Raw genomic sequence first — 21,003 nt, forward strand, 5'->3', positions numbered from 1 at the left:
TCATGAAATTCGAAAAACCCGCAGGTAATAACCCGATTGATCAGCTCAAGGTGGTCGGACAGCCACTGAATCGTATCGACGGACCGCTCAAAACCTCCGGCCTGGCGCATTATGCTTACGAATGGCATAGCGAAGCGCCTGATGCAGCTTACGGTTATGTGGTGGGTGCGCCCATCGCCAAAGGAAAAATCATCGCCATTGACGTGCAGGCAGCAAACAATGCGCCGGGCGTATTGGCGGTGGTTACGGCTAAAAACGCAGGATCTCTGGGTAAAGGGGATAAAAATACCGCTCGCTTACTGGCTGGCGACACCATCGAACACTATCACCAGGCCGTAGCCTTGGTGGTTGCCGAGACCTTTGAACAGGCGCGTGCAGCGGCCAGTTTAGTTAAGGTGGATTATCAGCGTGCTCAGGGTGCTTATGATCTTGCGCAGCAGAAACCCGCCGTGACGTCCGCACCCGAAAGTGAGCCTGATAAGAGCGTCGGTGATTTCACCGCTGCTTTTGCTGCTGCAGAAGTGAAGCTGGATGCGCAATACACTACGCCCGATCAAAGCCATACCGCTATGGAACCGCACGCCTCGATGGCAACATGGGAAGGCGACAAACTCACCGTTTGGACGTCGAACCAGATGATTGACTGGTGCCGCACCGATTTAGCCGCCACGCTCAACATGCCGATGGAAAAGATCCGCATCATTTCGCCCTACATCGGCGGTGGTTTTGGCGGCAAGCTTTTCCTGCGCAGCGATGCGGTGTTAGCCGCACTTGGCGCACGCGCAATTAAACGTCCGGTCAAAGTGATGCTGCCACGACCGCTGATCGTCAATAACACGACGCATCGACCGGCAACCATCCAGCACATCCGTATTGGTACGGATAAAGCAGGCCACATTCAGGCCATCGCGCATGAAAGCTGGTCGGGTAATCTGCCGGGTGGCACACCGGAAACCGCCGTGCAGCAGACGGAACTGCTTTACGCGGGTGCCAACCGTTTTACCGGATTGCGACTGGCAACGCTTGACCTTCCCGAAGGGAACGCGATGCGTGCCCCAGGCGAAGCGCCGGGACTGATGGCGCTGGAAATTGCCATCGATGAAATGGCGGAAAAAGTGGGCATCGATCCTATCGCATTCCGCATCCTCAATGATACGCAGGTCGACCCGGCCAAACCCGAGCGCCCTTTCTCACGTCGCCAGCTCGTCGAGTGTTTGAATACCGGCGCCGAGCGGTTTGGCTGGTCACGTCGCAACGCCAAACCGGCGATGGTTAAAGATGGACGCTGGCTGGTGGGCATGGGCGTCGCGGCAGGCTTTCGTAATAACATGGTGACGCCTTCCGGCGCGCGCGTGCATCTGGATGAAAAAGGCATCATCACCGTTGAAACCGACATGACTGACATTGGTACCGGCAGCTATACCATCCTCGCTCAAACGGCAGCGGAGATGATGGGTGTGCCGATTGAGCGTGTGGTGGTCCGCTTAGGCGATTCAGACTTCCCTATTTCTGCCGGTTCCGGCGGTCAATGGGGTGCAAATACCTCAACCTCCGGCGTTTACGCCGCCTGCGTGAAATTGCGCGAAGCGGTAGCCAGCAAACTGGGCTTTGATGCGCAACGCGCGACTTTTAGCGACGGTCAGGTGCATGACGCAGGCAAAAGTGCACCACTCGCCCACGCCGCCGCAGAAGCCACCATCACCGTAGAAGACACCATCGAATTCGGTGATCTTGATAAGCAATATCAGCAATCAACCTTTGCCGGTCACTTTATTGAAGTCGGCGTAGATACCGCCACCGGCGAAGTGCGCGTGCGTCGTATGCTGGCAGTTTGTGCCGCCGGACGCATTCTCAATCCCAAAACTGCGCGTAGTCAGGTAATTGGTGCCATGACGATGGGGCTTGGCGGCGCATTGATGGAAGAACTGTTCGTCGATGAGCGGCTGGGTTATTTCGTCAATCACGATATGGCCGGCTACGAAGTGCCGGTTCACGCTGATATTCCGCAGCAAGAGGTAATTTTCCTCGACGACACCGACCCCATTTCCTCACCGATGAAGGCAAAAGGTGTGGGCGAACTGGGCTTGTGTGGCGTCAGCGCGGCAATCGTGAATGCCATTTACAACGCCACTGGCGTACGTGTGCGCGACTATCCGGTCACGCTGGATAAGTTACTTAAAGGCCTGCCCGCCCTTGTATGAAGCGAAGGAGAAGCGCAGTGCAGCAGCTAATGATTGACGACGATCTGCAACAGCAGATCAAGCCGCAGCAAGCTTTGCAAACTGACGATAGTGAAGCCATTCTGCGCTTCGCACTGGAAGCGATGCAGGCTAATTTCGCCAGCGTGCTGGTGACATTGGTGGAGATTCGCGGTGGTGCCGCCCGCGCATTGGGGGCGCAGATGGTGGTTCGGGAAGATGGCCGCTATTGCGGCTATGTTTCCGGCGGGTGCGTGGAAGCGGCAGCGGCTTACGAAGCGTTGGACGTCATCGCCTGCGGGAAAGATCGGTTTGTCACCTATGGCGAAGGATCGCCCTATCTGGATATTGTGCTGCCCTGCGGCGGCGGCATTACACTCGCTTTTCATCGGCTTCGTGATGCGCAGCAACTGATCAGCGTGCTGGATTTACTGGCAAAACGTAAAACCGCTGCGTTGCGCTATCTGCCGAACTTTCAGCGGCTGGCCATCGAGGCTACCGTTCAGACCACGGGCTGGGAGGATGAAGCCTTTATCACCTGCTATCAGCCAAAAACCCGTGTGGTGGTGCATGGACGATCGGTCGAAGCGCTGGCGACCCGCGCCATTGCAGAGGCCGCCGGTTATGCGGTGCAATCCGGTGACGATGTGGAGGCACAGCCTCTCGATCAATTCACGGCGGTGATCCTGCTGTTTCACGATCTGGACCGTGAATTGCCAATGCTGCTGGCAGCCATGCGATCAACGCCCTTCTATATTGGTGCGTTAGGCAGTCGGCGCACGCATGCCACGCGGGTTGAGAAACTGCTGGCACAAGGTTTTAGCGATGAGGACATTGCGCGAATCAAAGCACCCATTGGCATATTTGCGCAGGCGCGTGATGCTCGCACTCTTGCCCTTTCCATTGTTGCGGATGTCGCCGCGGCCCGGCTTAATATGGTTTAACCGGCTTCATACCACATCGATATCACGGCCGACATCAGCGTTCGCTTCCAACGTTAACAGCAGTTTAGGATGCAAAAGCGATCGGCCGCCTTCATCTCCGGAGAGATTGCGCAGCGCCTCGGCAAAGGAGTGATTAAACCCGACTGGATGCCCAGGTTTACCCTTATTACTTAGCCGCACCTGCGCGGCGCCCTGCTCCAGTGCGCTTAACACTTGCTGATAATCTGGCGCGCCGATCCACGGCATATCACCAAGAGCAATTATCCAACCCTGCCAGTTTCCGGTTGCTGCAACGCCCGCAGCAATCGACTCGCCACTGCCGCCACTTTCACATAATACAACCTGCACGCCAGCTGTTTCTGCATGCTGGCGCACAGCCAGATAGTCGGGACGCGTCACCAGCGCCACCGGCACGCCGCTTATCTTTGCCTGTTCAATGACCGTTTCAATTACCGTCAGCTCACCGTCGCCCATACTGGCGAGCAATTTATTGCCGCTGCCGCCGCTGGCGATATAACGCGAGCCTTTGCCCGCCGCGAGGATGAGAATGCCAGGTGTTGTTTGCTTTATCAGTTTCAAACCTCACAGTTCAAGCGATTGTCGTTGCATCGTCGACGTCCTATTCAGGAACGCCAGCATAGCAAAACGGGTAACTAACCGCTTTACAGTCAAATCCGTACCAGGCTAATGAATTATGGTGATAATAAACCAAAATGCCTGCGTTTAAATTGAATTGACTACAATCTAATTTATGTCAATATAGTCGCGTTTTTGCGTCTTACGACTGCAGCTCTATTCTAAAATTAGTGGTGATATGAAAGAGTTAAATGATGAAGTTTGCTGTGTAAGTCCAGAGAGTGAAGCGCCGGTCACGGTTGATCAGTTTCTCTGCTTCGCGCTTTATTCCGCATCCCTTGCGATGACCAAACTTTATCAGTCAAGATTGAAGCCTTTGGGACTGACCTACCCGCAGTATCTGGTCCTGCTGGCGCTGTGGGAAAAAGACAAGATTACCGTTTCAGAGTTAGGCGCACGCGTGCAGTTGGATTCGGGAACACTGAGCCAACTGTTAAAAAGAATGGAGCAGTCTGGTGTCATTTGCCGGAAAAGAGATGTGGGTGGCGATGAGCGTAGAGTGCTGATCTCGGTTACTGAGCAGGGTCAACAGCTGAAAATAGCCGCTGCCGGCGTCCCCGCCGACATGGTGTCAGTGATGGATACGCCGTATGAAGAACTGGTTGATTTAACCGCCAGAGTTTCAGAGTTACGCCAAAAACTCATCAGGGCACTTCCCTGACGGCACGTAAGTAAGACATTCCCATTAATGTTTAGGAACAGGCTGAAAAATGTTAATTAGCAAAGGAATTGAGGAGAAGGTGATGTCAGATGATAAAGCGGAAAATATGGATGATATCCATGCTGTCATTGGCCGTGCGGTGTCATGCCTGCTTAACTCCGATCACCCTTTGCAACTTGATATCATCACTGCGCTTCTCAAACAGCATCAAGAAGTTGCATCCGTTCAGCAGAAGCCAGATTATGACAACGCAATCAACATCATTGCGGAAAAGTGTTTAGCGTCGTAGCAAAGGGTAGAGATTCACTCAGTGTTTTTTATGATTCGCGGTATAAACCGGCATCGCCACACTGGAATCCTTAGCATCGCTTAAGTCATTCGTCCTGATGCTATGATTTCTGACATCCTCCAGTGCGCGTTGGCAGGCGACTCTCCGATAAACTTCCTCTTCAGCTTCCGCCATAGATTCGAGCTTAGTGATGAGAGCTGCGGAGGATACAGTGACAGCATCCTCTAAGAGTGCAAGAAGCGCCTCACCTATCATTCTATCTTTCATCTGTTCATCGTAACTGCTGGTCATTTAATTCTCTGTGTCGTCATTTAAATTAATCATTAGATATATTTAACATTGGTATTGTTATATCGAGAAAATCAACGGGCGTCTGTCAGGTTAAGAGAAAACAATTGTTTTGTAAAACCGAATCTATATCGGCAGCCTCCTTTTCCCTGGCCTGACTATTAACGCTCATAAAATAAGCTTTATATTTTAGCAAAATATCTTTGTTTACAGTTTATAACAGTGCCTTTTATTCCGCTGACTACACTGGATTCGTGTTGCTTGCACTTTATTAACTTAAAAAAGGAATAAATCCAGTGCGTAAACTTTCTCTCATTGTATTAACTGCGGGCGTGCTGCTATCGGTAACGTCGCAGGTAGAAGCTAAAGGATGCATTAAAGGTGCAGTTGTCGGCGGCGTTGCGGGTCACGTGGCCCATCACGGTGTTGCTGGCGCGGCGGCGGGTTGTGCGGTGGGGCATCATATGGCTAACAAAAAGCAGAAAGAGGCTGACAGCAAACAGCAGCAAACCAAGTAATAACGCGAGCCGCCTGAGAGATAACAGGCGGCTTATTTCACAAGTTATAAACGCTTTTGCGAATCGGCATCAAACAACATCGCGCGATCAGCATCAATCGTTACTGACAAAATATCCCCTGCCTGCGCACCAGAACGTTGCGTGGTGAACAGCATGATGTCATGCCCCAACAACGACCCATGAATCAGCTCGGATAATCCGGTTGGCTCCACCAACGACACCTCCAGCGGCAGCACATTGCGTGCGCCCGGTTCGGCAATTGTCACGTTCTCGGGTCGAATACCATAAATAACGTCTCGCCCGACCGGGTGATCCACCCAGCGCCCATTCAGTGGCAGTTGCGCGCTATCGCCGATACGCACACTGTCAGCAGTCATTACGCCATTAATGAAATTCATTGAGGGCGAGCCAATAAAGCTGGCAACAAACTTGTTAGCCGGCGTGTCATATAACTCCAACGGCGTACCGACCTGCTGAATCACGCCGTTGTTCAGCACCACAATACGGTCAGCGAGCGTCATGGCTTCAACCTGATCGTGCGTCACGTAAACAATGGTGTTGTTCATCTGCTGATGTAGCTTCTTGATTTCGACGCGCATCTGACCACGCAACTGCGCATCGAGATTTGAGAGCGGTTCATCAAACAGAAACACCTGCGGCTGACGCACGATGGCGCGCCCCATCGCTACGCGCTGGCGTTGGCCGCCAGATAACTCTTTTGGACGGCGATCGAGTAAATGCGTCAGACTAAGAATCTCTGCCGCGCGCCTGACCTTCTCTTCAATTTCTGCGCGCGGGCGTTTCTGAATTTCCAGACTGAAGCCCATATTGCGCGCCACCGTCAAATGCGGATAAAGCGCATAACTTTGGAACACCATCGAGATATCGCGATCTTTGGGTGCCACATCGTTCATCAACTGATTACCGATACGAATATCGCCGTCGCTCGCCAACTCCAGCCCGGCGATGGTGCGTAACAGCGTCGATTTTCCGCAGCCAGATGGGCCAACCAGCACCACGAACTCACCATCTTTAATGGTGAGATTAATATCGCGCAGCACCTCAACGTTGCCATAGCGCTTATCGATCTGTTTAAGCGTGATTTCAGCCATAATCTACCCCTTAACCGCACCGGCGGTGAGTCCCTGAACCAGATAGCGTTGAATAAAGGCGAAGAACAGACTGGCAGGAATCAGCGCCAGCACCACCGCCGCCATCATTTCTCCCCATGAAACGGCAAACTTCGACACGAAGCTGAGCAGCCCAACCGGGAAGGTCATCACCTCATTTTTGTTGATTAGCATGAGTGAGAACAGCAGCTCGCTCCACGCAGCGGTAAAGACAAACCCCAGCGTGGCCGCCATACCCGGCAAGGTCAGCGGCATCAGCACACGATACAACGCCTGAAAACGCGTGCAGCCTTCCAGCATCGCCGATTCCTCCAGATCTTTAGGTATGGCATCAAAAAAGGATTGCATCAGAAACGTCGCAAACGGCACGTTGAACGCGGTGTAGATAAGAATCAGCCCGATCAAGCTATTGGTCAGGCCCAGCGGCGCCATCACCTTGTAAATCGGGGCGATAATCATCACCAGTGGGAACATCTGCGTGAACAGCAGCAGCCCGGCGATCAGCACTTTGCCGCGAAACTGGAAGCGCGAAAAGGCATAGCCAGCTGCAGCGGCAATCAGCGTGGTGATAAACGCGGTACTAAACGAAACGATAAGACTGTTGGTAAAAAACGTCGGGAAATCACTGTCGATCAGCACTTTTTTGAAATGACCGAACGTCACTCCGCTCGGCAACAGCGTGACGCCCTGGCTAAACAGGAGGTGGTCCGGCGTCAGCGAAATTTTGATGATCCAGTAGAGCGGAAACAGGGCGAACACCAGATACGCCGCAATACTTAGACGATGGCCAATCAGCGGTAACAGTCGCATAGTCGCTTCCTATTTCAGCAGCTGATGGCGAATGCGCAGTAACACCAGCGCATAGCAAGTCATCAGCAGTAACAGAAACACCGCCATCGCCGAGGCATAGCCAAAGTCGAGCTTGCGATAAGCGGTGGTGAAGATGTAGCTGGAGAGAATGGAGGTCGATCCCGCCGGCCCGCCATCGGTCATCACCACAATCAAATCGGCAAAATTGGCGATCCAGATGGTACGCAGCATCACGGTGATGGCGATCATCGGCGCCAGAAACGGCAGCGTGACGCGGCGAAATTGCTGCCAACCGCTGGCACCGTCAATCGAGGCTGCTTCGTACAGATCTTTGGGAATCGACTGCAGCGCCGCCAGTAGCGTGATGGCAAAGAACGGAATACCAAACCACACGTTGGCGATCACCGGTCCCCACATCGCCAGCTGCGGATCGGACAGAATATTGTACGGCTCACTCAGCACGCCCAGGTCGCTTAGCCACTGTGGCAGCGGCCCCACCACCGGATTGAACAACCATGACCAGGTCAACCCAGAGAGAAACGCGGGAACTGCCCACGGCAAGAACACCAGCGCCTGCACCCAGCGGCGAAAGCGAAATTCGCGGTTGAGCAGCAGCGCCAGTGCCAGACCGAAGAAGAACTGCAGCAACAGCGAGCTGAGCGTCCAGTTAAGCGTGTGCCCCAGCGCTTTAAAAAAGCGCCGATCGTCAAACATTTCCGTAAAATTGTCCCAGCCTACCCAACCGGTTTCCATCGGATTCAGTAGGTTGATGCTCTGAAACGCATAAGAAATGCCGATCGCCATCGGCACAAAAATGAACAAGGCGATCAGCAACAGGCCAGGCGACAAGTACCACCACGGTTCAGCCAGCCGAGACCAGCGCAAACGGCGGGCACGCGAGGTGCTATTGGGCAGAGAAGCATCAAGCATCATAGGTAAACTCCCGGTTGTTCAACGTTACTGCGTGGCAAGCCAGGCTTTCTGCTCTTTGCTGAGATATTTCGCCCAATCTTTCACCATGTTTTCGGTATCGTTCTCGCCCAGCAAGGTTTCCTGGCTGCTCTCTTTCACAATGACCGAGTTAAAGTAGCCCCAGCCTTTCAGATGGGTGGGCATTGTGAGCGGCACATAGTTAGGATCGTTCAGCTCTTTGAACCAGCCCGCGAACTGCGGCGTCTGGTAGAACGGGTCCTGCTCTGCACCTTTGTAAATCGGCAGCGTGCCAACGAATTTTGACCATGTGAGGTTGTTGGTTTTGTCACTGAGGAAGGTAATCAGCGGCCAGGCAAGATCCTTCTGTTTGCCCTGCTTGAACATCGACCAGCCCGTGTAACCAATGGTCGGGAAAGCTTTGCCAGAAGGACCGACCGGCATTGGCGCCACGGCAAAATCATCGGCCGCCATGCTGTTTTTGATGGCGATCAGCGCATCTGGATCCTGATCAAGCATCGCGCATTTACCCGAATAGAAGCCCGAGACGATCTCATTGAAGCCCCAGTTGACGCTGTCTTTCGAGGCGCCGCCTTGCTGGTACATATCCACCAACAGCTGCGCACCCTTTATTGCGCCCGGCTCGGTCAGCGTGCTGTTACCTTGTTTGTCAAAGAACTCGGGTGAACCGTTCATCGCCGCCATAAACATCATCCAGGCGTTGGTGCCACCCACGCCACCGCGCATGCAGTAACCGCTGATGCCATTGCCTAACTTACTGATGCGTTGCGCATCGCTGGCAAACTCCTCCATGGTTTTGGGCGGTTCATTTAAACCGGCCTGCTGGAACAGCTTTTTATTCCAGAACAGCGCACGCAGATAAAAACCGTACGGCACCATGGTGGCTTTGCCGTTGGCAGCACGCGCCATGGCCAGCGTTTTATCCGTGAGCTGAGGCGTGGCGTCCCAACTTTTCAGGCGCGGTTCGAGGTCTTCCAGCATGTTATTGCTGGCATACAATCCTTGCCAGGTATCCGGCATCTCCACGACATCTGGCACCTGACCGCTTTGCAACATGGTGCCGAGCTTTTCAAATGCCTGTCCCCACGGTAGGGAAATCAGTTCAATCTCCGTGCCGGGATGCTGCGTTTTATATTCATCGAGCATTTTTTGCAGCAGCGCGGTACGCGGCGGGCTGGTAATCACTTCAACCACGGTAAGTTTGGCGGCGAGACTGCTCATGGCCGCACTTAAACCTACGGCTAATACGAGTGTTTTCAGAGCAAAACGTTGAGTCATGACGGTTCTCCGGTAAGTGATTACGCGCGATTGGCGCTGGCAAGGGCTTGCTGCAAATCGGCCCACAAATCGTTGGTCTCTTCGAGGCCCACCGAGATGCGGATCAGGCGCGGTGAGACGCCGAAATCCACCGCCGAGTTAAATTCACTGGCCTGGTTGATGACAGAAATCGCCGGCATGACCAAACTTTCAAATCCCCCCCAACTCACGCCCATGTGGAATAACTCAAGCGCGTTACACAACTGTGGAATATCCACCTGCTCCGCCACTTCAAAAGCAAACAGACCGCTATAGCCGCGCAAGGTGGACCACGACTGGGGCTTTAGCCCCGGATGACACACGTCCGTCACCAGCGGATGTTCCACCAGTTTTTCCGCAATAGTGAGCGCACTCTGGTGATGCTGTTTCATGCGCAGCGGCAGCGTGCGCAGGCCGCGCATCAGCAGTGAGGCTTCATGCGCCGAGAGTTTGCCGCCAAGATAAGGACTGATGTAACGGGTAATGTTGTTGATGTGCTGCTGGCTAGCGATCACCAAACCGGCCACCACATCGCTGTGACCGCTGATGTATTTCGACGCCGAGTGCACCACGATATCGATGCCACACAGCAGCGGCTGCTGGAAAATCGGTGAGGCCCAGCTGTTATCGATGATGCTGATGACGCCCGCTTCGCGTGCCATCGCAGCGAGTTTATTCAGATTCTGTTCACTCATTACCCAACTGGAGGGACTTTCCAGATACAGCAGACTGGCATCCATTAAGGCCGCACGCATCGCACCTTCGTCATCACCGTCCACGAACTCTGTAACGATGCCAAAGCGCTGGCAGAAGCCACGCAGGAAGCGGTAGGTGTCGGGATATACGTGATTGACACACACCACTTTTTTGCCCGGTGCCACCACGCTAAGGATCGCATTGCTGATCGCCGCCATGCCGCTGCCAAACGCCAGGCAGGCTTCGCCCCCCTCCAGCGCCGCCATTTTGTCCTGCAGCGCTTTTACCGTTGGGTTATCGACGCGCGAATAGAGCGGCTGATCGCTCTCACCGCGAAAGCGCGCGATCATGCTGTCGTAATCGCTAAACGTAAACAGTGAAGATTGATAAATCGGCGTAGTGACCGCGCCTTTTTCATGGCGTTCGTCATGCGTGAGCAGCGTTTGTTGCGGAATCGGCTTATCGTTTGGCATTAATTACATCCCTCATGTCGCGTTCGGTGATATCGAGTATTTGATGGCAGATGGCGCGCGCCGCTATGCAATCGCGTTGGCATATAGCGTTGAATAATTCACGGTGCAGCGGGAAAGAGTCAGAAAACAGCGCCTGTTCCGGCGGTGATTCGAAAAATGCATGAAATGAGTCGTAGATGCCGTTGAGCATTTGCAGCAGCAGAGGGTTACCGGCGGCGCGATAGATACTGGCATGAAATGCCCAGTCTTCCGCCCCGGCAGAACCAATCGCCAGATGCACTTTTTCCATCTCTTCGAGACGTTGCTCGATTTCGATCAGATCCGCAGCTGTGGCGCGCTGTGCCGCCAGCACGCAGGATTCAGATTCAATAATGCGGCGCACTTCCAGCGCGTGGAGCATGTTGGCAGAGTCGTTTTTGAAGCGCAGCGACAAGAAACTGTCATTGACGTCCACTTCCGCCTGCAAAAAGGTGCCGCTGCCCTTTTTACGCAGAATAATGCCTAGCGCTTCCCAGCGTTTGAGCGCTTCACGCACCGTATTACGGCTAACGCCAAGCTTTTCCGCCAGCACACGTTCTGGTGGCAAGCGGCTGCCAGGCTGCGCACCCGACTGCGCCATATAACGTGTCAACGCATCGAGAATCAGCGTATCGCTGCGCGGCGTGGAAATAGGATGAAGCTCAGCCGGTATCTGCATAGCATTGCCTTAATTGGTCCAACATCTCTACCAATTGATTAGCAACGCGCATGCCAGGTTATTAATACGCTGAATTGAATGAATTTTATACGGTGTGATAAGCGGATGTTATGCGTTTTACTGGTGCAAACAGGGGGATTTTGCACCAGATGAGGACGGGAAAGGGATGGCTTTGGTCTTCAGCAGTTTTAGCCCCCGATAAGATAGGCGCTATTATTTATTCAAATCTTGCCAGCGCTAATAAATCCGAAGCGCTGGCTGTCGGGGCTGTTATTTCATTTGGCAACCGGCGTTGTTCAATGGGCTTGTTGTATTCGGCGCAAAAGGTGCCCAGCTCAACGTAGTGACGATCGTCACGATAACAGCCGCATATTCCCTAGCGGCGCGAGTTATCGCGCAATGAATTGCGCCGCTACGATGCCTGCACATTGTTAAAATACTAAGCGATGCGCTTTGCCTGGATATTCAGCAATCTCGCAATGTTCTCAATCACCTCGCCAAGATGGCCGCGACCAATCGCGCAGTGATGTGCTGGTCCACCTTCACACCATGATTTAGTGAAGTCCCGCGCGCTGAGGGCAAAGCGATAATTACTGTTGGTATTACCGATATCCAGTGTTTCACCCGCTACAGCCTGGCCTTCCGCATATTGCAGCGTGATGCTGCTATCGCGATGCTCAACCACCGATAAAAAGGTCACCGGACCGTTAGCAACATTCATCTGAATGGAAACCCCTTTCCCGGGTTTGCCGTGATAGACCGGTAAAGGCACCAGCCGAACTTTTGCCGTGGACATTGCAGGATGAGCCGGTCCGTCATGTCCCCACTGCACGGTTTCGTCTCTAAAGTTGATGCCATAAGGTTCTGAAAAAGATCCGCCCGCATGCAGAAGGCTCAAGATCTTCATCGCAATGACATTTTTAATTTCACACTCACCGGCAACGGGAATGCCCCGGTTCGTCAGCAAGGTATTACCGGCGATGACGGAAGTGACGATATTTTCATGATCGGAACCAGGCGCGCCTTCATAATAATAAGCCAGCGCACGCAGCTTATGGCGTTCGACCAACTTATCGGGTGCAATTGCTGTGCGTAATGCGCGTTGGATTTCAGTCTCTTCGCAGGTGTGATCAACCTCCAGCACGCTGAACAGCTCATCCCTTTTTGCCCGGTATTCGCTTTCTTCATGCTGACAGGCGAGCGCCACTAACTCACAAAATTCCACTATTTTGAAGCGTACGCCAAAGCCCCCAGAAAGATTGGTGATATCTGAATACACATCATACATGCCGTTATAGTAGTGACCTGCAATACCAATGTGCGTCTGTTTGAGTGCCCGAACCACATACGCCGCGTTAAGCCAATTGGCTATTTGCCGCCATGCCACATCGTCATCCAGATAACCCACAACCAGTTCATGTTGAATGCCGATTCGCTGAAATACATTAACCAATTCTGGCGCGGTACATGCCTGGCAATGCGCCAACCATTGGCCAGTGCGAGCGGCGCGATCGGTCAGTGCGTTGATTTCCCGACAAGGCACCAACATTTCAGGTTGTAGCGCTAAAATCAAAACGGGCTTATTCAGATTCTGCACCAGAGGAAGAACGGTGGAACTTAGGGCATAGGTCGTGATGTATAAGACCAGGACGTCAACACTCTCTGCAGCAAACAACTGCGTCGCTTGCTCAATTTTCTCACTGTTATCGATCAGCCCCGCATCCACGACGTCATTACCGTGCGTGCTTAATCGCTCGGCGACCACAGCAAGATACTGCTCAAGTTGTGCTTTGAGCCCAGCAAACTGTGGCCAGTAGGTTTCAAGACCGATGCCAAAAAGTCCGACTTTGATGTTGTCCACAACCATTCTTCGCACTGGAAAGAGAAGCTTTCTATTGTGCGAATTTTTGCTGGGGAAACCTGTGTCATGCAGACAGCAACAATCAATTTATGGCAGGAGGTCAATAATTAGCTTGTACTGGCTCGCAGATTTAAATTTCGCGCTTATCGACTACCAATGATTACTGTTACGCAAAAAATCCGCATGGGCCGGCAAAATTTCCAGATCGTTTTTTTTGCTGAGTGCCTGAGAAGTCATATTGCGGGATAACGGCTTCATCTCGCGCACTTTCATTTCGCGATTAACTTTAGGTAACCACTCTTGAAACTGGTTAGCATAAGAATCCGCTAAATTTTTATCATGGGTACGCCCCACAAAAAGTTTACTTTTAGCCAGCCGGGAAATGTCAGTGGCATATATCTCAAAGTGTTCTCCGCACTGTTCAATTTCAATAGCGGTGAAATGCATATTAGGCCAGAAACTTACTTTTGCTGAAAAATTGCTGTAATTCATAAAATATCACTTATTATTGGAATTTAACTGTTTGCCAGGTTCGCCCTGGTCGGTCCAGTTATTATAACGCATTAAGCATGGTAGTAGACTGTCAGATAAACCCTGAACTCTAAAATCAAAAAAGAGGTTTATATCAACAGCCCTATTTATTGCTATTTTTCTTAACTTAAAAAGCTTTCATCATCCGGCGTTTTTCCTACCACAATTTGAAGCGTATTACGCAGGCAATCCTGGAAAGCGGCATCATTTGTGCACTCCAGTTCGGCAAGCAGATAAGCGATAATGCTCTTATTAGTAACAGTTTTTTTGTCAGCTATGATAGTGGTGATGATGGAACCCAAGATCTCAGCTTCCGATCGTAGCTGAACAGAACCACAATTGAAGTAGGTTATGAAGTCAGTGTTAATATTAATTTTTTGCATACGTTTCCCCTGGCGACTGCAGCGCCAGCATTTTATTTAGTGATAAAAATCTTAATGGAATGGTCTGAAAATCAAGACAACTAAAAAGTTAACGAGTCTGATTGATTTTGCTATGAGGGGAATAATCTTAATTTTAGAGAAAATTTCTATCAAGAGAGCCTGCTGAAGTTAACAATTGAACGCGTGGGTTTCAGGGTGGGAAGTTATCTTGTCACCGCTTGACGATGAAAATATACAAACACCGAATAAGAGTACAGAATTTTCTTTTCATAAAAACGCTGTTAATTTAAGCAGTTAAAATAAAGTCAACCTTAACAGACAGTTGCGTGATAGTTAGGTACCTAAGAGAATTGTAAATTAGTCATAAGGTATGATTAATATCCTATTCAAGCTGGGTATAACCTGCTCCTGATGCTGGATATTTAAAGAGAAAAATCTCATTGGGCGACGGTAATATTAACGAAGCGGTAAAATACCACGTTATTAGCCCGGTCTAACATTCACATATTAAAAAAAGCCGGTAATCGTGCGCAGTACAAAGTAGATGGACCGCATAAATCAGGCTGTAATCTGGCCCCGCTGCCGGAAGCAAAAAACGCCAGACGCGACAGCATTTTATACGCGCTGGAGCGGCGGGAGTCAGAACGCACTGCTATTTAAGCAAGTCAATTTACGCTTAACATTTGCAAAAGTAAAACGATCGGTTTACTTTTTAAGAATGAAAAAGAAACTCGACATCATCTCTGCCGCTGAACGGCTGTTTTATCTCAACGGCTTTCATGCCGTTAGCACCGATCGCATTTGCAGCGAGGCGAACGTCTCGACGCGAACAATGTATCGTTATTTCCCCTCACGTGAAGCGCTAACGGCGGCGGTGCTGGCTGCGCGTCAGGAGCGTTTTTTTGCCGCATTATCGCCCCCAGAGCAGCCGCAAGCCGTAAGCCACATGTTCGATGCAATGGCCGATTGGATGCAGCAATACGGCAACAATGGCTGTCTGTTTTTGAAGGCGTGGGGAGAATACGTCGGGCAAGATGCCGCGTTGGCTCAACAGGCGCTGGCATATCGCCACAATATGCGTGATTACATTGCTCGCTCAATTTATCACGCGCTCGGCAGGCAGCATGTGGCGCTGGCGGATGCCATTTGGCTGCTGTTTGAAGGCGTTCTTACCTCAGCCTTGATCATTGGGGCGGTGAATGCATGCGATGCAGGTAAGGCCGCCGCGCTGCAGCTTATCGCCCTCAGTGAAAAGACATGAACGGCACAGCGCTGGGCATCACCGGCTTTTCGCTTATCGCTGTCACTTACGGCATGGCGCGTTTCGCCTGGGGCCTGATGATGCCGGACGTAATGCACGCGATACCCTTTACACCGCGCGTTTCCGGGATGCTGTCAGCCTGCAGTTTTGCTGCTTACTGCGTAGCAGTATTGATTGCGCCGATGATGAGCGCCCGCGCCGGCCCACGTCTTCTCGCTGCGGTCGCCGCACTGTGTGCAGCATTGGGGTTAGTGATTATCGCGATTGCTGTCTCACCCTTGATGCTGGCTGTGGGATTATTTATCGCCGGGATGAGTGCGGGTCTCGCCTCACCTGCTTTAGCGAGTGCCGTCAGCCAGCGCATTGATGCTAAGCAGCAGCCACAAATGAACACCGTTATCAATGCCGGAACCAGCATGGGAATTATGCTGTCAGTGCCAATGTTGTTCTGGCTGCCTGGCGGCTGGCGCGTCTCCTGTGCCGTTTTCGCCGCGCTAGCGATAATCTGCCTTGTGCCGATTTGGCGCCAGCTTCCCAACCAGCGTGAACACGCCGAGCCTACTTCATGGTCAAGACGCCTGCGTCAACGCGCATTGCAGCGACTTATCCTCATTGCATTGATCAGCGGCATCGCCAGTGCCGCATGGTGGAGCTTCGGGCCGGCGTTGCTACATCACATTGCCGTCAGCGACCGCGTTGTTAACCTGCTGTGGTTGATCGGTGGCGCAGCAGGCATCGTCGGCGCATTGACCGGCCCAATGGCGAAATGGATGGGGATGAACTGGGTTTATCGGCTGTCTCAGTGCTGTCTGGCCCTGCCTTTATTGCTGCTGGCAATTAGCCACCATTACTCAATATGGCTGTTTCCGGCTATAGCGTTAGGCGGCGCGGCTTACGTGACACTCTCAGGCGTGTTGCTGGTATGGGGCGCAGAAGCCACGCAAAATGCCCCTGCCATCGGCGTAGGCATTCTGTTTTTCATGTTGGCGGCGGGTCAGATGCTGGGGTCGCTGCTGTTTGGTCAACTCTATGCTCAGGCAGGCGCGCCAACCGCATTAATGCTGTTTGCCGCTCTGCCGTTGCTGATGCTGTTTGTTATTCGTCGTTAAACGGATCTTTCGTGTCGTCTTCACTGTCATCGCGCGTTCTGGGGATCTCACCGTGTTCGCTGGGATTATCTTTGGCAGGATGCTTTTCGTCGTTCACGTCGCGTTTATCTTTCGGATGGTTAGTCATCTGAAGCTCCTTAGTTGATCACCTATAAAGTGTAGATGATCTCCCGCATTAAACGGGATTGGGGCGATGAATCCGCCCCACATGCTTACTGCAACGCCTTAAGTATGTGCATCGCAGTTTTGACCCGCTCGGTATTCGGATAGTTTTTATTCGCCAGCATCACAATGCCGATCTGTTCTTCGGGGATAAAAGCGACATACGCCCCGAATCCGCCTGTTGCACCCGTTTTATGTACCCAGGAAGCGGTTATCCGAGGATGGGATTTCGCATCCCGCACGGGCTGTGGGCCAAGTGCCACTTTGTTATCAGCGCCCTTAGCGGCCAAGTCTGCCTGAGCGGGCCAATCCAGCATTTCCCAACCCAGCCCCTGATATAACGCATCGGTGCGATAGAAACGTGTTTGCGCTAAATTCAGCGCCTGCTGCAACGTCTTATCGTTAACCTGCTGCGGATCCATATTGACCTGCATCCAGCGCGCCATATCTTTAATCGACGACTTCACGCCATAGGCTTCGGCATCCAGCATGCCCGGTGAGACACGTACCGGCTTGCCCTCGCGATAACCCCATGCGTAAGCCTCTTTCGCTGCGTCAGGCACGGTAATAAAAGTGTTTTTCAACTGCAACGGCGTAAATACGCGTTGTTGCATCGCTTGCTCAAATGTCAGCCCGCTGGGTTTCACCGCCAGCCAACCAAATAAGCCGATGCTGCTATTAGCATACTGACGTGTTTTACCTGGCGCCCACTGCGGTTGCCATTGTTGATAAAAGTTCGCCAGCGCATGTTCATCAGTCACGGCATCTGGCACCTGCAGCGGCAATCCGCCGGCAGTATAGGTAGCCAGTTGCTGCAGCGTAATGTCGCGCCACTGCGGCGTAGTCAGCGCGGGCCAATATTTGCTGGCAGGATCGCTCAGCGCAATTTCGCCTTTGGTCACCGCGACGCCACCTAACACACCGGTGAAGGTTTTACTCACCGAACCCAATTCAAACAGCGTCTCTTCTGTTATAGGACGATGTTGTTTAACGTCAGCCATGCCCCAGGTGAAATAGTAAGGCTTACCTTTAACGACCACCGCGACGGCCATACCGGGGATCGCTTGCTGCTGCATCAGGGGTTTAATTGCCTGGTCCACCGCCGTTTCAACATCAGGTACCGCGGCAACCGCTACAGAGCATACCGATGTCAGTGCCGCCGCTATCCATATTTGAGAAATCAATTTCACTGTTATTAACCTTCCGGGTTGTTGTTTCGCGGGCAGTTTGCCCAATTTGACAGGCGGCAACAAACTGTTAATTTTAGCGTCAGATAATAGAAAATCTTACAGGTCTTCGCATGACTCGCCCTTACATACCGCTTAACGCGCTCAGAGCCTTTGAAGCTGCCGCACGTCATCTAAGTTTTACTAATGCTGCCATTGAATTGCATGTCACTCATGCGGCCGTCAGCCAGCAGGTGAAATCACTGGAGCAGCAGCTCGGCTGCCCACTGTTTGTGCGGGTATCGCGCGGATTGATGTTGACCACGGAAGGCGAAAGTCTGTTGCCGGTGTTAAACGACTCTTTTGATCGTATTGCCGATACGCTGGATCGTTTCTCGTCCGGCCAGATGCGCGAGAAATTAAAAGTCGGCGTGGTGGGAAGCTTTGCCACCGGTTTGCTGTTGCCGCGTCTGGATGATTTTAACCGTCGCCATCCGCACATTGAGCTGCAACTCTCCACCCACAATAATCGCGTCGATCCCGCCGCTGAGGGCCACGATTATACTATTCGCTTTGGCAGCGGCGCCTGGCATGGCACCGAGGCACAGATTATTTGTCCTGCCCCGCTATCGCCGCTGTGTCATCCCGCCATCGCCCGGCAGTTACAGCAGCCTGCTGACGTGCACAAATTCACCTTGCTGCGCTCTTTTCGCCGTGACGAGTGGAGCCATTGGCTGCAAAGCATCAACGAACATCCACCCTCGCCTGCGCATCCAGTGATGATCTTCGACTCGTCACTGACGATGATTGAAGCGGCATTACTGGGGGCAGGCATTGCGTTAGCACCGGCAAGAATTTTCACTCACCTGCTGCAAAGCGAGAAGCTGGTGCGCCCGTTCGTCGCAGAAATTGATCTGGGCGGCTACTGGTTAACGCGTTTGCAATCACGAGCGGAAAGCACCGCGATGACGGCGTTTTCCCATTGGCTGGCCGAGCAGTTCTAAACCTTACTGCGAATCGTAACGTACCGGCGTGATCGATTGTTTATCCACATTTTTACCTAACGTCTTCACAGCTGATTGCATCGGACAGAGCGTCCCGACATCCGTGATGCGACAGTCAGCTTGACGCCACTCTGCGCGCAACAGCGGATGCGCCTGATTCACCGCTTGCAGCGTGCGCAAATCATCAAGACTTTGCGCCTGGAAATAGATGTGCAGGAAACGTTCGCCACTTTGGCTATCACGCCAGCGTTCAAATACCAAACTGCTGCCCGGCGGGATGTTGCCGCGCGTATAACCAGAAAGTGTCCAGGTAAAATCCATTAATCTGCGAACCATGGCAATGTTGGTGTCATGTGCCACCAGCAGCAGCCAGCGCGGATCTGGCATCGTATCGGCGATGGGATTTACACCTTGCTCAACGCCCTGCAACATCGCGTTCAGCAAAATGGAACCGCGCTTTTGTGCGGTATAGCGCACGTCATTGCTCAGGTCGTAATTAGCGGTCAGTAGCGGTAACACGGCCGTGATTTGCGCCGATGAGCTGATATTGCCCCAGGCAAGTTGGCTCAGTGGCAGATTTTCGTTCCAACCCAAGCGCAGCGTTTCGACCATGTTTGCCAACACGCTTAAGCCCTCAACGTAGGCTTTACCCATTTTGCTTTGCTTGATTTGCCAGGGTTTGTCAAAGAACGTGCAATCTGCATCTTTGCTGCATACGGCCGTTTTCAGTGCCTGCACGGCGGGTTGCAGCGCCTGTTGACGCGCAGCAAGATCTCCGGCCTCTTGCTGCACCGCGTTCAGTTGCTTAAGCGGATCGGTGTGGGTTGCGGGGAACGCTTCGGTCTGGAAAAGCGGATCGTTCTCACCTTCAACACGATGAATGGCTACTCCACAGCCCGGAAATGCGCCATCCACCAATGCTTGTGCTGTGGCACGCGTGCGCTGCAGCGGACTGGCACGCACATAGACATCCTGCGGTTGCGGACAGCCAGAAGTGAGTAAACCTAACCGCCGATAGTGTTCGCCTTGCCAGCGCCCTTTATTGGCCACTGCAGCATAACCGTGACCGGTTAGCTCGCCATCTGCGGTGGTCCATGCTGTCCAGGCTCGATGTGTGGCTGCCTCAATATCTTTGCGATTACCCGCCGTGGGCGGACGAATACCGTGGCGGCTCAGCTCGACAACTTTTTCCAGCTGATAATGTGCTGCTGCGTGAACGGGTGTCGCGCTTAACCACAGTGCGCCGGCAATAAACCAGCGAGCAGCAACCCGATATCGGTAAGACAGCTTCACGCTGAACTTTTTATGTAATGCAGCGATGACCAAATCCTCTCTTTCTTTAGCAGTACCACTAGCTTAATACCTGGTTTGCAATTCGTTCGGCTTTCATCCGCATTGTCGAGCCCGCAACAACAAAAGCGGTCCTGCACTTTATTTAAGCGTGGCGCTAGCAACGGTGCCATCGGCGTTAAATGTCATCAATACATGCAACGCTGAATTGTCAGTCATCTTGAAATAGTCACCGTCATTTTCGCGCATGAATCCCCGTTCCACCAATGCCGCAAAAGCGCTCGCTTTAGGCTGTGCCACAACACGTGATCGAAGAAAGGAAGCCATGTCATTTCTCCCTGTCTCATTCTTAGACCCATCGGCTGCGGGACGATGGGCCTCGTTTTGCGCTTTGGTTTTATGAATGTCGCACCAGGTGGCTTCGTTTTGCATGTCACATCCCGAGCGCTCAAGCGCAGCGCGATGCGCAGCACTGATCGCGTTTGCCGGGTTGACCGCAACGATCGCCATAGCAAGAATCGTGTACTGCAACAGTTTTTTCGTCATAGCAATATCCTCAACGCTGGTTTGGACTTACATTTCTTTACGAAGCGCAGGGTAAGTTTCTCAAACAAGTCATGTGTTGATCTGTGTCAGATTGTAGAGTGAG

General features: G+C 52.5%; 23 protein-coding genes. 8 read left to right on the forward strand and 15 right to left on the reverse strand.

Features of this window, described 5'->3' with window-relative positions:
- Positions 1 to 2 precede the first annotated feature (2 nt).
- Together paoC and AC6I8K_RS20760 are read left to right on the forward strand one after the other, a co-directional pair.
- Entirely contained in the window at positions 3 to 2,201 is a 2,199-nt protein-coding gene (gene paoC / locus AC6I8K_RS20755; RefSeq protein ID WP_497827484.1) for an aldehyde oxidoreductase molybdenum-binding subunit PaoC, read from the forward strand.
- A 29-nt stretch (positions 2,202 to 2,230) separates the two neighbouring features.
- On the forward strand, positions 2,231 to 3,142 hold the full coding sequence (locus AC6I8K_RS20760; protein WP_497827667.1) for an XdhC family protein: 912 nt from the start codon (positions 2,231 to 2,233) through the stop codon (positions 3,140 to 3,142).
- Positions 3,143 to 3,148: 6 nt separating this feature from the next.
- Here AC6I8K_RS20760 and AC6I8K_RS20765 read toward each other — a convergent pair whose 3' ends face one another.
- Entirely contained in the window at positions 3,149 to 3,721 is a 573-nt protein-coding gene (locus AC6I8K_RS20765) for a nucleotidyltransferase family protein (RefSeq protein ID WP_497827485.1), read from the reverse strand.
- A 235-nt stretch (positions 3,722 to 3,956) separates the two neighbouring features.
- Between AC6I8K_RS20765 and AC6I8K_RS20770 the strand changes: the two genes are divergently transcribed.
- Together AC6I8K_RS20770 and AC6I8K_RS20775 are read left to right on the forward strand one after the other, a co-directional pair.
- Positions 3,957 to 4,439, forward strand: coding sequence for a MarR family winged helix-turn-helix transcriptional regulator (locus AC6I8K_RS20770; RefSeq protein WP_497827486.1), 483 nt, complete (start codon positions 3,957 to 3,959; stop codon positions 4,437 to 4,439).
- 82 nt (positions 4,440 to 4,521) lie between these two features.
- On the forward strand, positions 4,522 to 4,728 hold the full coding sequence (locus tag AC6I8K_RS20775) for a hypothetical protein (protein WP_155726412.1): 207 nt from the start codon (positions 4,522 to 4,524) through the stop codon (positions 4,726 to 4,728).
- An 18-nt stretch (positions 4,729 to 4,746) separates the two neighbouring features.
- Here the strand turns inward: AC6I8K_RS20775 and AC6I8K_RS20780 are convergent, their stop codons facing one another.
- Positions 4,747 to 5,019 (reverse strand): hypothetical protein, encoded by a 273-nt coding sequence (locus AC6I8K_RS20780; RefSeq protein WP_497827487.1) that lies wholly within the window; start codon positions 5,017 to 5,019, stop codon positions 4,747 to 4,749.
- Positions 5,020 to 5,312: 293 nt separating this feature from the next.
- On the opposite strand from AC6I8K_RS20780, the gene AC6I8K_RS20785 reads away from it, so the two are divergent.
- Entirely contained in the window at positions 5,313 to 5,534 is a 222-nt protein-coding gene (locus tag AC6I8K_RS20785; protein ID WP_064740014.1) for a hypothetical protein, read from the forward strand.
- A 44-nt stretch (positions 5,535 to 5,578) separates the two neighbouring features.
- On the opposite strand, the gene AC6I8K_RS20790 is transcribed toward AC6I8K_RS20785, so the two are convergent.
- From AC6I8K_RS20790 to AC6I8K_RS20830, 9 genes are all read right to left on the reverse strand, one after another.
- Positions 5,579 to 6,646, reverse strand: coding sequence for an ABC transporter ATP-binding protein (locus AC6I8K_RS20790; protein ID WP_064740013.1), 1,068 nt, complete (start codon positions 6,644 to 6,646; stop codon positions 5,579 to 5,581).
- Between the two features lie 3 nt (positions 6,647 to 6,649).
- Positions 6,650 to 7,474 (reverse strand): carbohydrate ABC transporter permease, encoded by an 825-nt coding sequence (locus tag AC6I8K_RS20795; protein WP_497827488.1) that lies wholly within the window; start codon positions 7,472 to 7,474, stop codon positions 6,650 to 6,652.
- 9 nt (positions 7,475 to 7,483) lie between these two features.
- Positions 7,484 to 8,407 (reverse strand): carbohydrate ABC transporter permease, encoded by a 924-nt coding sequence (locus tag AC6I8K_RS20800; RefSeq protein WP_483818406.1) that lies wholly within the window; start codon positions 8,405 to 8,407, stop codon positions 7,484 to 7,486.
- 24 nt (positions 8,408 to 8,431) lie between these two features.
- Positions 8,432 to 9,703: an ABC transporter substrate-binding protein gene (locus AC6I8K_RS20805; RefSeq protein WP_483818405.1), complete on the reverse strand. Its 1,272-nt coding sequence runs from the start codon at positions 9,701 to 9,703 to the stop codon at positions 8,432 to 8,434.
- Between the two features lie 20 nt (positions 9,704 to 9,723).
- Positions 9,724 to 10,890 carry a PLP-dependent transferase gene (locus AC6I8K_RS20810; RefSeq protein ID WP_064740009.1) on the reverse strand — a complete coding sequence of 389 codons (1,167 nt, stop codon included), beginning with the start codon at positions 10,888 to 10,890 and terminating at the stop codon, positions 9,724 to 9,726.
- Complete coding sequence (locus AC6I8K_RS20815) at positions 10,877 to 11,587, reverse strand: FadR/GntR family transcriptional regulator (protein ID WP_497827489.1); 711 nt, start codon at positions 11,585 to 11,587, stop codon at positions 10,877 to 10,879. Before AC6I8K_RS20815 ends, AC6I8K_RS20810 begins: the two co-directional genes overlap by 14 nt.
- Positions 11,588 to 12,026: 439 nt before the next feature.
- Complete coding sequence (locus AC6I8K_RS20820) at positions 12,027 to 13,454, reverse strand: arabinose isomerase (RefSeq protein ID WP_497827490.1); 1,428 nt, start codon at positions 13,452 to 13,454, stop codon at positions 12,027 to 12,029.
- A 144-nt stretch (positions 13,455 to 13,598) separates the two neighbouring features.
- Positions 13,599 to 13,940 carry a hypothetical protein gene (locus AC6I8K_RS20825; RefSeq protein ID WP_483818402.1) on the reverse strand — a complete coding sequence of 114 codons (342 nt, stop codon included), beginning with the start codon at positions 13,938 to 13,940 and terminating at the stop codon, positions 13,599 to 13,601.
- 161 nt (positions 13,941 to 14,101) lie between these two features.
- Positions 14,102 to 14,362 carry a biofilm/acid-resistance regulator YmgB/AriR gene (locus AC6I8K_RS20830; RefSeq protein ID WP_064740005.1) on the reverse strand — a complete coding sequence of 87 codons (261 nt, stop codon included), beginning with the start codon at positions 14,360 to 14,362 and terminating at the stop codon, positions 14,102 to 14,104.
- A gap of 718 nt (positions 14,363 to 15,080) precedes the next feature.
- Here AC6I8K_RS20830 and AC6I8K_RS20835 point away from each other — a divergent pair.
- Together AC6I8K_RS20835 and AC6I8K_RS20840 are read left to right on the forward strand one after the other, a co-directional pair.
- Entirely contained in the window at positions 15,081 to 15,623 is a 543-nt protein-coding gene (locus AC6I8K_RS20835) for a TetR/AcrR family transcriptional regulator (RefSeq protein WP_483818400.1), read from the forward strand.
- On the forward strand, positions 15,620 to 16,732 hold the full coding sequence (locus AC6I8K_RS20840; RefSeq protein WP_483818399.1) for an MFS transporter: 1,113 nt from the start codon (positions 15,620 to 15,622) through the stop codon (positions 16,730 to 16,732). Before AC6I8K_RS20835 ends, AC6I8K_RS20840 begins: the two co-directional genes overlap by 4 nt.
- Here AC6I8K_RS20840 and AC6I8K_RS20845 read toward each other — a convergent pair.
- Positions 16,719 to 16,859, reverse strand: a complete 141-nt coding sequence (locus AC6I8K_RS20845; RefSeq protein ID WP_196762354.1) for a hypothetical protein — start codon at positions 16,857 to 16,859, stop codon at positions 16,719 to 16,721. The two genes, AC6I8K_RS20840 and AC6I8K_RS20845, sit on opposite strands and share 14 nt — an antisense overlap.
- An 85-nt stretch (positions 16,860 to 16,944) precedes the next feature.
- A complete protein-coding gene (gene ampC, locus AC6I8K_RS20850) occupies positions 16,945 to 18,084 on the reverse strand; it encodes a class C beta-lactamase (RefSeq protein WP_497827491.1) in 1,140 nt (379 codons plus the stop codon).
- A gap of 110 nt (positions 18,085 to 18,194) precedes the next feature.
- On the opposite strand from ampC, the gene ampR reads away from it, so the two are divergent.
- Positions 18,195 to 19,064, forward strand: a complete 870-nt coding sequence (gene ampR / locus AC6I8K_RS20855; RefSeq protein ID WP_497827492.1) for a LysR family transcriptional regulator AmpR — start codon at positions 18,195 to 18,197, stop codon at positions 19,062 to 19,064.
- Positions 19,065 to 19,067: 3 nt separating this feature from the next.
- Here ampR and AC6I8K_RS20860 read toward each other — a convergent pair whose 3' ends face one another.
- Together AC6I8K_RS20860 and AC6I8K_RS20865 are read right to left on the reverse strand one after the other, a co-directional pair.
- Positions 19,068 to 20,351, reverse strand: a complete 1,284-nt coding sequence (locus AC6I8K_RS20860) for a histidine-type phosphatase (protein ID WP_497827668.1) — start codon at positions 20,349 to 20,351, stop codon at positions 19,068 to 19,070.
- A gap of 144 nt (positions 20,352 to 20,495) precedes the next feature.
- Entirely contained in the window at positions 20,496 to 20,900 is a 405-nt protein-coding gene (locus AC6I8K_RS20865; protein WP_483818397.1) for a hypothetical protein, read from the reverse strand.
- Positions 20,901 to 21,003 lie beyond the last annotated feature (103 nt).

The sequence above is a fragment of the Pantoea sp. X-Soil-ISGK-421 genome (assembly GCF_059730785.1).

Excerpts from the sequence above, each read along its gene's own strand:
- AC6I8K_RS20825 (WP_483818402.1), bottom strand. The coding sequence starts at position 13,940 with ATGAATTACAGCAATTTTTCAGCAAAAGTAAGTTTCTGGCCTAATATG.
- AC6I8K_RS20815 (WP_497827489.1), bottom strand. The coding sequence starts at position 11,587 with ATGCAGATACCGGCTGAGCTTCATCCTATTTCCACGCCGCGCAGCGAT.
- paoC (WP_497827484.1), top strand. The coding sequence starts at position 3 with ATGAAATTCGAAAAACCCGCAGGTAATAACCCGATTGATCAGCTCAAG.
- AC6I8K_RS20810 (WP_064740009.1), bottom strand. The coding sequence starts at position 10,890 with ATGCCAAACGATAAGCCGATTCCGCAACAAACGCTGCTCACGCATGAC.
- AC6I8K_RS20820 (WP_497827490.1), bottom strand. The coding sequence starts at position 13,454 with ATGGTTGTGGACAACATCAAAGTCGGACTTTTTGGCATCGGTCTTGAA.
- AC6I8K_RS20845 (WP_196762354.1), bottom strand. The coding sequence starts at position 16,859 with ATGACTAACCATCCGAAAGATAAACGCGACGTGAACGACGAAAAGCAT.
- AC6I8K_RS20805 (WP_483818405.1), bottom strand. The coding sequence starts at position 9,703 with ATGACTCAACGTTTTGCTCTGAAAACACTCGTATTAGCCGTAGGTTTA.
- AC6I8K_RS20775 (WP_155726412.1), top strand. The coding sequence starts at position 4,522 with ATGTCAGATGATAAAGCGGAAAATATGGATGATATCCATGCTGTCATT.
- AC6I8K_RS20835 (WP_483818400.1), top strand. The coding sequence starts at position 15,081 with ATGAAAAAGAAACTCGACATCATCTCTGCCGCTGAACGGCTGTTTTAT.
- AC6I8K_RS20760 (WP_497827667.1), top strand. The coding sequence starts at position 2,231 with ATGATTGACGACGATCTGCAACAGCAGATCAAGCCGCAGCAAGCTTTG.
- AC6I8K_RS20800 (WP_483818406.1), bottom strand. The coding sequence starts at position 8,407 with ATGATGCTTGATGCTTCTCTGCCCAATAGCACCTCGCGTGCCCGCCGT.
- AC6I8K_RS20865 (WP_483818397.1), bottom strand. The coding sequence starts at position 20,900 with ATGACGAAAAAACTGTTGCAGTACACGATTCTTGCTATGGCGATCGTT.
- AC6I8K_RS20770 (WP_497827486.1), top strand. The coding sequence starts at position 3,957 with ATGAAAGAGTTAAATGATGAAGTTTGCTGTGTAAGTCCAGAGAGTGAA.
- AC6I8K_RS20790 (WP_064740013.1), bottom strand. The coding sequence starts at position 6,646 with ATGGCTGAAATCACGCTTAAACAGATCGATAAGCGCTATGGCAACGTT.
- AC6I8K_RS20830 (WP_064740005.1), bottom strand. The coding sequence starts at position 14,362 with ATGCAAAAAATTAATATTAACACTGACTTCATAACCTACTTCAATTGT.
- ampR (WP_497827492.1), top strand. The coding sequence starts at position 18,195 with ATGACTCGCCCTTACATACCGCTTAACGCGCTCAGAGCCTTTGAAGCT.
- AC6I8K_RS20795 (WP_497827488.1), bottom strand. The coding sequence starts at position 7,474 with ATGCGACTGTTACCGCTGATTGGCCATCGTCTAAGTATTGCGGCGTAT.
- AC6I8K_RS20780 (WP_497827487.1), bottom strand. The coding sequence starts at position 5,019 with ATGACCAGCAGTTACGATGAACAGATGAAAGATAGAATGATAGGTGAG.
- AC6I8K_RS20840 (WP_483818399.1), top strand. The coding sequence starts at position 15,620 with ATGAACGGCACAGCGCTGGGCATCACCGGCTTTTCGCTTATCGCTGTC.